The sequence below is a fragment of the Halomicrobium urmianum genome (assembly GCF_020217425.1).
Lineage (GTDB): Archaea > Halobacteriota > Halobacteria > Halobacteriales > Haloarculaceae > Halomicrobium > Halomicrobium urmianum.
On record NZ_CP084090.1, the window covers coordinates 524591 to 536458 of the forward strand.

Sequence of the window (11868 nt, forward strand, 5' to 3'; positions counted from 1 at the left end):
CCTTCACAGCGACGCTATCCGCTCGCCGTCTCCGGATTCAACAGAGCAGAGCAGAACGAACAACGACCCCTCCGACAGTTGCTACTAACGTCAGGACTATCCCTGCAAGAGCCGCGGCAACCCGCTCTCGAAAACGGTCAAGCATTCCCATGTGCTAATTAAATGGTAATAAGAGAAAACTCCTATGTGCAATCGAAGCACGAGGGAACGTAGTCTGGAACCTTTCCTGTCAGTTCAGAGGTGTCCTCTCACGCCTCACCGCAGAGCATATAGTAATTGGATGGAACCATCACCACATGCCCGTCTCCTTGGATGACCTGGAATCTCACCTCTTCAAGTGTGCAGACATAATCCGCGACGCAGTTGATCCGACCGACTACAAGGAGTACATCCTTCCGCTTGTCTACTACAAGTCGATCTCCGACGAGTTTGAGGTGCAGTACGAACAGAACGTCGAAGAATACGGCGAGGAATTTGCCCGCCGGGAAAACCTCTACGACATTCCCGTAGTCCCCGAAGGCTACCTGTGGGACGATCTCCGTGCTGTCAGCGACAACGTTGACCAAGCACTGAATGAGGCTTTCGATGCGCTCACCGAGGAAAACCCGGAACTCACGGGCATCTTCCGCGCTGACTACATCGAAGCCGATGCTCTCGATGACGATCGACTCGGGCGGCTGGTCGAACATCTCGACACCTACGACCTTGACCGCGGCAGCATCCCCCCGGACATGCTTGGAGAGGCGTACATGGACCTTGTGCGCCACTTCGCGGAGGAAGAAGGGAAGTCCGGTGGACAGTTCTTTACGCCGCCCCACATCGTCAACCTCTGCGTTCGACTCGTTGACGACTTCGAGGACGGAATGGAGTTCCACGACCCGACCGTTGGATCAGGTGGGATGCTCATCGAGGCCGCTCGGTACTACCGGGAGGAGCAGGACGGCGACCCCTCGAAGCTGACGTTCACCGGGCAGGAAATCAATCCCGACATTGCCGCGATTGCGAAGATGAATCTCTCCATCCACGGCCTCGATGGGGAGATCGAGCGCGAGGACTCGCTGCTCGAACCACAGTTTGCTGACGAGGACGAGGGCAAACTGGAACGCTTCGACCGGGTACTGGCTAACTTCCCCTTCTCGGCAGATTGGGCCAAGAGTGAGCTTCAGGATGACCCGTTTGACCGCTTCGACTGGCACGAGAAACTTCCGCGTGCCGACCGAGGCGACTACGCCTTTATCATGCACATGGCGAAGCAGTTGAAGCGTCCCGACGAAGACGGCACGGGTGGGAAGGCGGCTATCGTCATTCCCCACGGGGTGCTGTTCCGCAAGCACGAGCAACGCTACCGGAAGCCGATGCTGGAGAACGACATGGTCGAAGCCATCGTCGGTCTTCCCGAGAATCTGTTCCAAAACAATTCGATTCCCTCTGCTGTTCTCGTGTTGAACACGGACAAGCCCGAGGAGCGCAAAGGCGAGGTGCAGTTCATCCACGCTGCCGATGAGGACTTCTATGAGGAGCTTTCAAACCAGAACGAACTCACCGAAGACGGCCTCAATCACATCGTCACGAACTTTCGCGATTGGGCGACTGAAGAGCGCGTGAGTCGGACGGTGTCGCTGGACGAGATTCGAGAGAACGACTACAACCTGAATATTGCACTTTACGTCGATACGACCGAGCCGGAAGAGGATATTGACGTGGAGGAGGAGCTTGGGAAATTACGCGAGTTGCAGGCGGAGCGTGACGAGATCGAGTCGGAAATGAACCAGCACATGGAGGCGCTGAACTATGAGTGAGGAAGCGACTCTCGACGACTTCGGGGGAGAAGCAGACAATGAAAAGGTCGTTGACGAACATCCTCGGTTTGGTTTCCTTCCCGATGAATGGCGAATCAGTGAGATCTCTGAAGTGGCCGAAGTTGTCGGTGGGAGTACGCCATCCACCAATAATGAGGACTATTGGGGCGGCGGTATCCCATGGGCTACTCCGACCGACATTACCGGACTTTCGGGAAATACGATTTCAGAAACTGAGGACACACTCACAGAAGAAGGGCTTGAATCCACATCAACGCACCTCTTGCCCCCGAAATCTGTACTAATGACTTCGCGGGCTACAATTGGAAAGTGTGCTGTCAATACTGTTGAGATGGCCACCAATCAGGGGTTTAAGAGCCTTGTCCCGAGTGAAGAGGTTGAACCTTGGTATCTGCACTATAGAATGCTTGACACCGCACCTTTTCTAAATAGTCTCGGGTCAGGCAGTACCTTCGATGAAGTGAGTAAGACGGAGGTTCAGTCGGTCGATATTCCAATTCCGCCACTCGAGGAACAGCGCAAAATCGCCACCGTACTCTACACAGTAGATAGGGCGATCGAAAAGACAGAGGAGATAGTTGAGCAGGCCACGCGTGTCCGGAAAGGATTACACCAGACACTTTTCCGGGAATGGTCTGAAGAAACGAATAAAGACCCTCTCGCCGGGGAATATCCAGCAGATTGGGAACTGAAGACATTATCTGATGTTGTTACTGTTACCGATGCAGAACACTTCACTCCAGATTACGTTGAATCCGGCATTCCTGTCTTGCGTCCCGGCGATCTGACTCCGGGAAGGATAAGTCTTGAAAATGTCGAGAAGCAAGTTGATGAAGAAACTTATGAGGAATTAACAAATCGATATACCCCCACCAGCGACGATATTGTCTATAGTAGAAGCCAGAACTTTGCGGTGGCCAGTCAGATAATTGAAGACGAGCGATACTGTCTTGGCCAAGATATGGTCGTCATTGAACCAGAAGAACTTAACGCGACATTCTTACTTCACCTTCTGAATTCCCCTGTCGTTAGAAATCAAGCGATTCGTCGTTCGACTGGTTCGACATTCAGTAGAGTGAACCTCGGAGATATTCGCTCTTATAGAGTGCCTATCCCCTCCAATGAAGTTCAGAGAACAATTGCGGGTGTTATCGCCAAAGCAGAAGAGCGAATTCGCATTGAGAAGGAAATCGAAAACCAGTTGAACTGTCTCAGACGCGGTCTAATGCAAGACCTCCTCTCGGGAACAATCCGAACGACCGACACTAACATAGAGGTTCCCGAGGAAATCACACAGCATGGTTAGTACCCCATCCGAATACGGCGTCGAACGCTCGCTTCTTTCGTGGCTCGACGGCGTCGGATGGGAAACCCACGGACAAGACGGCGACCGTGGCGCAAACGTCCTCGATGACGCCTACGAGCGCGACAGCCATGAAGTCCTCTACTGGTACCTCCTTGCCGAGCAGGTCGTCGCACTCAACGACGCCGTTACCGAGGACAACGTCGAGAAGTTCATCTCCTCGTTGAAGCGCGACCTCGATGCGGAGAACCTCATGAACGGCAACCGGGCGTTCCACCAACTGCTCACCAAAGGCAAGACTTTCTCCGTCCAGCGCGACGACGGCACAACTGAGACGATCTACGTTGACCTGATAGACTACGAGAACCCCGAGAACAACCGCTTCCACGCCGTCAATCAGTTCTCCGTTTCACGCGAGACGACCATCCGCCCGGACGTGTCCCTATTCGTCAACGGGATTCCGCTGGTGACGATGGAACTCAAGAGCCAGGCACAGGATAACGACTGGCACGACGCCGTCAGCGACCTACTGGCCTATCAGGACGACGTTCCCCACCTGTTCGTCCCCGGCTTGTTCAACGTCGCCGCCGACACAATGGAACTCCGCTACGGTGCGGTCGGCGCTCCCCGTGAGTTCTACGAACCGTGGAACGATGCCCCCGCAAAGTACGAGGACGACAACGAGATGCGGCAGGCGTTGAAGGCGCTGTGCAACCCCAGCACCATCCTTGATCTGTTGAAGAACTTCGTCTTCTACGAGCGGCGGGCTGGCGGTGATGCAAAGATCGTCCCGCGGTACATGCAGTACTACGCGGTGAATCGCATCCTTGACCGCGTCCATCGGGGCGAACACAAGCGCGGCCTCATCTGGCACACCCAAGGGTCGGGGAAGTCTTTCACGATGCTCTACGCCGCCGAGAACCTGTTGAAACGCGACGTAGCCCGGAACCCGCAGGTCTTCATCATCGTCGATACGGACAAGCTCAACAGCCAGATGCGTGACCAGCTGGCGAATCTCTCGCTGGAGCAGTGGACAGAAGCGGAGAGTATCAACCACCTGGAAGAACTCATAGAGCGAGGTCAGAGCGAGCTGGTCCTCACGACCATCCAGAAGTTCGAGAACGTAGAACCGAACGTACAGGGTCACGACGAGGTCATCGTCATGTCCGACGAGGCCCACCGCTTTATGGAAGCCGACCTCGGAAGCCGCCTCAATGCGGCCTTACCCGACTGTTACCACTTCGGGTTCACCGGGACGCCTGTTCGAGAGGGGGAACGCCACGAAGACCGAAACACGTTCCGCGAGTTCTCGCCCGACGGAGAGGACTATCTGCATCGCTACTCCGTGAAGCAAGGCATCGAAGACGGCCTGATTCTGCCCGTGTACTTCACGCTCCGCCATGAGATGGAGTGGGAGATTGACGAGGCAGGATTGGACGAGGAGTTCGAGAAGGAGTTCCGTGGCATGACGACTGACGAGAAGCTGGAGTTCATCCGCGACAACGTGAACGCGACAACGCTCGCGGAGATCGAACCACGGGTTGAACGCGCCGTCGATGAAATTGACCACCACTACGACGAACACGTTGCGCCGAACGGCTGGAAGGGAATGGTCGTTACGCCGAGTCGTCGGTCGGCGGCCATGTACGGGGAACGTCTCATCGAGCAGCGTGGTGAGGACGAGGTAGAAGTTCTCTACACCGCGACCAAGGGCGACCCTGAGCTGATTCAGCAGTTCCACACGGATTCAGAGGAGCGAGACAGCATCATCCAGGACTTCAAGAAGGAAGACGAGCCGAAGCTTCTGGTGGTACACAACATGCTCCTGACGGGCTTCGACGCTCCCGTGCTGAAGACGATGTATCTCGACCGGAACCTGAAGAACCACAACCTCATGCAGGCCATCGCCCGGACGAACCGCCCCGCCGAGGGGAAGGAGAACGGGGAGATCGTGGACTTCCAGGGCGTGTTCGAGAACATCGACGAGGCGCTGGAGTACGACGCCGAGACGAAAGCATACGCCGCCCGCGACAAGGACGAGCTGTTCGACGATCTCGTTGACCAAGTCGAGTCGGTGCTGGAGATTTTCGACGGGGTTCCGAAGACCGACAGCCAAGAGGCGACCTACGAGGCCGTCAACCGAGTCAGTACCCATCCCGAAAGACGCGAGTTCAAGCAGGGCTTCCGTCACCTTCAGAATCTCTACGAGGCCGTTGCACCGGATGGCCGTCTCGTGAGCGAGGGCATCGAGCAGAAATACAAGTGGCTGAGTCGGATTCACGTCGCGTTCAAGCGCACCACGTCTGGAGAGGACGACCCCGAGGAGGATATGCGTGAGAAGACGCGAGACATTATCAGCAACAACGTCGAAATCACGGAAATCAAGCGGGACTTCCCGACGTACAAGCTCGGGGAAGAATACCTCGAAGACGTCGAAGGACTTGACAATCCCGGCGTGAAGGCATCGCAGATCGCCCACGCGACGAGGGAACATCTCCATCCGCGAGAGAACCAGAACCCTCGGTACAAGCGGCTGAGTGAGCGCGTAACCGACATAGTCGAACGCTGGCAAGGTGACGAGATTAGCGACCCCGATGCAGTCGAAGCCCTGAGGTCAGTCGAGGAGGAGATTCTGGAGGTTGAGGAGGAAGCTGAGGAGCAGGGGATGGACGACGCCGAGTTTGCCATCTATACGCATCTCACAGAGGAGACGCCGGACGCGATTGAATCCGAGGAACAAGCGGAGGAAGTGGCTGAGGAGATCGTCTCTCAGTTCCGCGACCGCGTTGACCGTGGCTATACCGGCTGGAAGACGAACCAGCAGACTATCTCCGAAATTGAGCGCATCCTGCTGGATGTACTGGTAGTCGAAAACGACCTCGGCCACCTGATTCAGGAGGACGACGAGTTCGTTGATGCGATTCGGAACTACCTGATTCAGAACAATGGCTAAGTCCCAATCCAACGAGATCGACCTGTTGGGCAACACCATTGAGTACGAGGTACGCCATAGTACAGACGCCACGAAACCCCGAATCGATGTGGATATTCACGGTGTCAAAGTCGTCTTGCCTGAGTCCGAGGGGGAAGCACCGACGGAACTCCTCAGAGACAACGCCGCATGGGTAGTCGAGAAGACCCGAGAGTACGACAGGTATCGTGAACAAGCCCCCAAACGTCGTTTCGAGGAGGGCGAATTCTTCCCGTACCTCGGTAAGCCGCACGAAGTCGTTGTTGAGCAGCGGCCTTCATCGAGTGTCGTTGATGGCAAGCTCCGACTCTCAGAATGGCACGTTGAAGATACTTCGATTGAGCGGGGACTTGAGACGCTATACCGTCGAAATGCTCGACAGCGGTTCAAGCGGCGAGCAGATCACTTCGCGGAGAAGATGGGTGTCGAGTACGACCAGATCGAGATTCGGAACCAACGCACACGGTGGGGAAGCTGTTCGACGAATGGAACACTTGGGTTGAACTGGCGGCTGATGATGGCCCCACCGGAAATTATCGACTACATCATCGTCCACGAACTCGCACACCTCAGAGAGGCGAATCACAGCTCCGCGTTCTGGTCGCTGGTCGCAGAGTATGATCCGGAGTACGAGTCACATGCAGAGTGGTTAGTCGAAAACAGCGCGAGGTTGATTTTCTCGAAAGATGATCTCTAAGGTGGAAAGCTACCTACTTGATCGGCGGACGAAGGTCACGCCAGCGAAGATCGATTGTCTTCCCGCCATTAATTTCTACGCGGAACAGTAGACTATCGCGCTCATCTCCCGTTGACTTCCCGGCATCGTCTTCTAAGATAGCTACGATAGTTCCATGTTCGCCGTGGAACTCGTCGTGATCAGGATCGGTCTCGTCGGGAATGTCAATTCGGACGCGGTCGCCTTCCTCGAAGGAGGGCATCTAAGGAGGAAGGTTTACCGCCTGCTGCTTCAGTCTGTCTCCTCGTCGTCTGTTTCTCGAACAACCATACGTCGCCGACGTCATCGCGCTGGAGACAGGACTTGTTTACCTTCAAAGTAACAGACATTGGATTACTCCGGGAGTTCTTGCCGCCCGTCTATGAAGCAATTCGCACAGGGGAAGTCGTCGGAAAGAATGACACAGTCACACTCCCCATTGTACGGGTCGGCTTTGCACTCGCATTCTGCGGACACAAGACTCCCATTACGGGGTCAGGTAGTCTACATTTCAGAGTAACCCCACATAGAGGGGCAGAGAATCACGACCGGCTCTATGATAGAAATCCCCATTAAGACTTGATGCACACAGTATGTCTACCTGAGTAAAGACTCAAAGTTTGGAAGTTGAGTCATTGGTAATTAGTTTGATAAGAACTATAGGGATGTAATGCGTACAGATTTGCATGGCTACTACTGGTACATCCTCATTCCATATCTACTATCGAATACGTGGAACAGTGGGAACTCCATCGCCCCGTGATCACATTATCAAAGACGGCGAAGCACTCTGTAATTATGGTGTGTCCGTCCCTGATGAAAAATCTTTGAAGCCGCTTAGCGAGGTATCTAAATCTGAGTGGGCGGTTAATCTCAGTGGCTACTCCAACCTATGTGATGAGTGTTCTAAATCAATTGACTATTACGATCTCATTCCGGGCGACCTTCCGGAGGAGCCACCAGAGTTCGATTGTCCCGTTTGTGGAGAGACAGCAGATTCTGTGGACTTCACATTCAGCACCGCCCTCATTCACCATAAATCAGATGAGTCGTTTCGTCGGTCGTTTGAGACGCACAAGATCCCGCGAGAGTTGTATGATGTATGGCGGACAAACCCCGATGAGCCATTGACCTATCCAAGTCTTAAGGAGTTCATCGACGATAACCCTCAAGTATTCCGACCCGAAGAATATCGGCAAGACAAAATCGAAGCACAAATGCGGAACGAAAATATGGAAAACTAATATTAAAACAGCTCTCCGTCAGGGCTGTGTAAGGCATAACTCGCTCTATGGGGAAGAATCCAGAGAATATTGATCAAGTCCTTCGTCCTATTGATAATTCTGCTAATCATCAGCGGCTTGCAAGAGGAGAAATTCCCAATGGAGTAAATCCGGTGAGTGACCGACGTAAAGTTCTGCAAAAGAACCATATGGTATTCCGTGAGGTGCTTCATCAGGTTATCTCGGTATAACTATGCATAGAGTGGCAGTGGATTCATCTTCCAGAATTATATAATACTAAGAGTTTTGGTATATTGGGCTGGCGACTATACCTCCTTTCTATCTCGCTCTCTACTGTCGCTTACTTGTTGTATTGAGGGTACCATACATACTACTATACTATTATATAACACTGCATAGAGGAAGTTGAGTCATACACTCCCCCTCTATGCAGTAATACACCAAAAATATTAGATAGATATCACAGGATGAAGGAAACTGCTAATAGTAACAGTTACCGCTGACAGTGAGAGGACATAAGGCGTTGATAGAGACTTAGAAGTATATCCAGTATGGAGCCAAAGAGATGGAGCAAACGAAGAGCGGGATCTGGTTGACCCACCAAACCAATTTTAAGCACGTTGAGGCACCTCCCACAGAGTATTTGCAAATCCCGAAGGGCATCTATCATCTTGGGGATCTAAGCGGCACACCGGGCAATCTATGCCGATGTTCCCAGTTAGAAGCTACGGAATCATAAGTTAGCGTATGTTATTAGAATAGTACCAGTATTATTATGTATGGGGTTAGAACATTGGGTCAACTGGAAACGTTGTAGGTAGGAAAGTTCGTCTGCGAAATTTTCCCTCTCAGGTCAGGGATCCGAGGTAACTGAGCGACCTGTTTTCACAAGCTCTGGAAGAAGGAAAACAGGGCGCATGGAGTACTGGCCAAACTGTGATGGGTTCGGAAGGACATCACCCCCTCTATGCATCTAATCAGAGGATCGAACGTCTATGCAGCTACCATAAAAAATCGGGCCCTTCCGTTTGGAAGGTCCCTTAGGCGAACAGCTCTTCCGCATCGACGTCCATCATCTGGGAAGTTGGGCTGTCCAGAGATTCAGAGAAGGGTGTATACTCCTCCTCAAATGTGGCGAGAACTTCTTCGTTCTGGGCGATGAGACGTTCAACATCAAGAGCAACAGTGTCGATCTCGCTGGTTGATTTACTTCCCATCCTTTACAAGTCTTGGCTGGAGCATTGTTGATCCATCGATCACTGATCAATCATCCTTCCTCTCTAACAGAAACAGTAAGGGGGATTTCTGCTATCATGCGCGAGGCTTGTCTGTGACTTCGTTTCGGTTCTGATCTTCTTCCCACCCAATCTCCCTGTCGGCTTTTCCGAGAATAGCAGAGGCAATAGATCGGACTTCACCGTCGCGCGTCATTTGGTAGCGAAGTAATGTAAGCTGAGGAGGAGTGCTTAAAACCGGGATAATTCGCGTTTTAGTGGTTTGATGGTGTCCTGTGGGGTATCGTGGTGCCCCGGGTGGGGAACCTTTAAGTGGATCGTGGAGTGATTTGTCATCAAGAGCGGCTGAGTGGTTTGGTTTGCGGCGAATGGTACCGTTACCCCGCGCGAAGCGCGGGGAGGTATCACAGGACCCTGCCACGGTCCTAACGGGGGTTCAAATCCCCCCCACCGCACTTCTTCGATATTAAATTACCAGCGCCGAGTCTCGTCTCGGCGCTATACCGATATCGTTGTGTGCGTGAGGGGGATTTGAATCAGACCACGAGCGAACGGAGTGAGCGAAGTGGGCGTGGTTCAAATCCCCCCACCGCATACTTTTGCGACGAACTAATCACGGCGAGCACCGCGTAGCGTGTGCTCGCTATTCGTGAGTCGCAGTATGCAGCGTGGGATTTGAGCCCTGCAAGTCACAGCCCGGGGACCGACTGCTGTGTGTCGCCCACTGTACCGACGAGAGAGCCAGCAGAACCTGACAGACGTGGGGGCTTCGGTACCGTCACCCACAGTTTTAGGAAGACCGAGGTCTATCCTTCGTATCGGCCGAAGCAAAATAGTTGTCGGATGCACCACCTTTATGATTAGACGCGTCTAATTCTCTGGTAACTCGGATGAAATTCCTGTTTCGGCGGACGAGCGGATGCCCGGTTCGGCGGTCCGCTATGAGCGAACTGACGGCCAGTGGCGAGGAGGTGACCGCCGCGTGGAGGCGTGGCTCCAGGTAGCGGCCGTCGCGTTCGTCGCCCAGTTGAGCGTCCTACCCGGCGAGAAAGTGCAGTTCATCATCGCCGGCCTGTCGACGCGGTTCCACCCGCTACTGGTCGTCTCGGCGGCGGGCACGGCCTTCGCCGGCTGGACGGCGCTAGAGATCATCTTCGGCCAGTACCTCCAGCGGGCGCTGTCGCCGTTCCTGCTCGACATGTTGACGGCGGGCCTGTTCCTGCTGTTCGCCGTCATGCTGTACCGGTCCGCACCGGCGTCCGACGAGTCGCCGGCGGAGACCGACGGCGGCATGCTGATGGCGGGCCCGGGCGAACTCGACGTCCGCGTGCCCGTCGTGGACTGGAAGGTCCCCAACCGCCTCCGGGGCTTCGTGCCGATCTTCGCGATGATGGCCTTCGGCGAGTTCGGCGACAAGACCCAGCTCGTGACCATCGGGCTCGCCGCGCAGTACTCCGCCGGAACGGCCATCTGGGCCGGCGAGATGGCCGCGATCATCCCGATCAGCCTCGCCAACGCCTACTTCTTCCACCGGTTCGCCGGCCAGTTCGACGTCCGGAAGGCCCACTACGCGGGCGCGGCGATGTTCGCCTTCTTCGGGATCGACACGCTTCAGGCGAAGGTGACCGGCGTGTCCGTCTGGGAGCAGGGCGTCGAGTTCGTCGGGGCGGCGGTCGGCGACGTCCTCGCTGCGATCGTGTGATCTGCGGGTCCGCCACGGACCTGGGGCGATCGCTCGTATGATTTAGGACGGGTGCGGTCGAACCTCTGCACATGACCTGCATCGGCTTCCTGTCGGTCGCACCGGTCGTCGAGGGCAGCATGTCCGAGTACGTCGCCGACGCCGTGGCGGCCCTGGAGGAGTTCGACGTCGAGTACGAGACGACGCCGATGGGCACCATCATCGAGGCCGAGGACAGTCGGGCGCTGTTCGACGCCGCCCACGCCGCCCACGAGGCCGTCGACCACGACCGGGTCGAGACGTTCCTCAAGATAGACGACAAGCGGACCGTCGACCAGCGCGCCGCGGACAAGGTCGACGCCGTCGAGGAGCACCTGGGTCGGCCGGCGCGGAGCGACGCCGAGTAACGAACCGAACCGGAGTCCACAGTCAGATGGTCACGGCCAGAACGGTCCGGGAGGGGGAACTGGACCAGCTACTGGCGCTGTACCGGATGCTGAATCCGGACGATCCGGAGCTCGAACCCGACGACGTCGCGGACCAGTGGCCGGAGATACTGTCCGACGACGCGATCGAGATCGTCGTCGTGGAGGAGGACGGGCGACTGGTCGCGTCCTGCGTCCTCTCGGTAACGCCGAACCTGACCAGGAGAGCCCGTCCGTTCGCCCTGATCGAGAACGTCGTCACCCGCGAGGGCTACAGGGGAAACGGGTTCGGAAAGCAGTGCGTGCGGGCCGCGGTCGATATGGCCGAGCAGCGAGGGTGCTACAAGGTGATGCTGCTGACGGGGACGGAGGAGGAGTGGAAGCTCTCCTTCTACGAGGACTGCGGCTTCGACCGAGCAGAGAAGACGGGGTTCGTCTGCGATCAGCGGTAGCGGAGTGGCTACTGACGGGGTG

General features: G+C 55.4%; 10 protein-coding genes. 8 read left to right on the forward strand and 2 right to left on the reverse strand.

From position 1 onward, the window contains the following. Positions 1-296 precede the first annotated feature (296 nt). From LCY71_RS02575 to LCY71_RS02590, 4 genes are read left to right on the forward strand one after another with little or no spacing between them, the layout of a single operon-like run. Positions 297-1799: a type I restriction-modification system subunit M gene (locus tag LCY71_RS02575; protein ID WP_225334801.1), complete on the forward strand. Its 1503-nt coding sequence runs from the start codon at positions 297-299 to the stop codon at positions 1797-1799. Then, positions 1792-3126 (forward strand): restriction endonuclease subunit S, encoded by a 1335-nt coding sequence (locus tag LCY71_RS02580; protein WP_225334802.1) that lies wholly within the window; start codon positions 1792-1794, stop codon positions 3124-3126. Before LCY71_RS02575 ends, LCY71_RS02580 begins: the two co-directional genes overlap by 8 nt. Beyond that, a complete protein-coding gene (locus LCY71_RS02585; protein ID WP_225334803.1) occupies positions 3119-6076 on the forward strand; it encodes a type I restriction endonuclease subunit R in 2958 nt (985 codons plus the stop codon). Before LCY71_RS02580 ends, LCY71_RS02585 begins: the two co-directional genes overlap by 8 nt. After that, positions 6069-6791 carry a M48 family metallopeptidase gene (locus LCY71_RS02590; RefSeq protein WP_225334804.1) on the forward strand — a complete coding sequence of 241 codons (723 nt, stop codon included), beginning with the start codon at positions 6069-6071 and terminating at the stop codon, positions 6789-6791. The genes LCY71_RS02585 and LCY71_RS02590 overlap by 8 nt, the downstream gene beginning before the upstream one ends. Before the next feature lie 13 nt (positions 6792-6804). Here LCY71_RS02590 and LCY71_RS02595 read toward each other — a convergent pair whose 3' ends face one another. After that, a complete protein-coding gene (locus LCY71_RS02595; protein WP_225334805.1) occupies positions 6805-7032 on the reverse strand; it encodes a DUF8139 family protein in 228 nt (75 codons plus the stop codon). Between the two features lie 463 nt (positions 7033-7495). On the opposite strand from LCY71_RS02595, the gene LCY71_RS02600 reads away from it, so the two are divergent. Further along, entirely contained in the window at positions 7496-8053 is a 558-nt protein-coding gene (locus LCY71_RS02600; protein WP_225334806.1) for a hypothetical protein, read from the forward strand. A 1040-nt stretch (positions 8054-9093) separates the two neighbouring features. On the opposite strand, the gene LCY71_RS02605 is transcribed toward LCY71_RS02600, so the two are convergent. Further along, positions 9094-9270, reverse strand: coding sequence for a hypothetical protein (locus tag LCY71_RS02605; protein WP_225334807.1), 177 nt, complete (start codon positions 9268-9270; stop codon positions 9094-9096). A 1000-nt stretch (positions 9271-10270) separates the two neighbouring features. Between LCY71_RS02605 and LCY71_RS02610 the strand changes: the two genes are divergently transcribed. From LCY71_RS02610 to LCY71_RS02620, 3 genes are all read left to right on the forward strand, one after another. Then, positions 10271-10990 (forward strand): TMEM165/GDT1 family protein, encoded by a 720-nt coding sequence (locus LCY71_RS02610; RefSeq protein WP_225334808.1) that lies wholly within the window; start codon positions 10271-10273, stop codon positions 10988-10990. 71 nt (positions 10991-11061) lie between these two features. Next, positions 11062-11376, forward strand: coding sequence for an MTH1187 family thiamine-binding protein (locus LCY71_RS02615; RefSeq protein ID WP_225334809.1), 315 nt, complete (start codon positions 11062-11064; stop codon positions 11374-11376). Positions 11377-11402: 26 nt separating this feature from the next. Then, positions 11403-11846: a GNAT family N-acetyltransferase gene (locus tag LCY71_RS02620; protein ID WP_225334810.1), complete on the forward strand. Its 444-nt coding sequence runs from the start codon at positions 11403-11405 to the stop codon at positions 11844-11846. Positions 11847-11868: the final 22 nt, after the last annotated feature.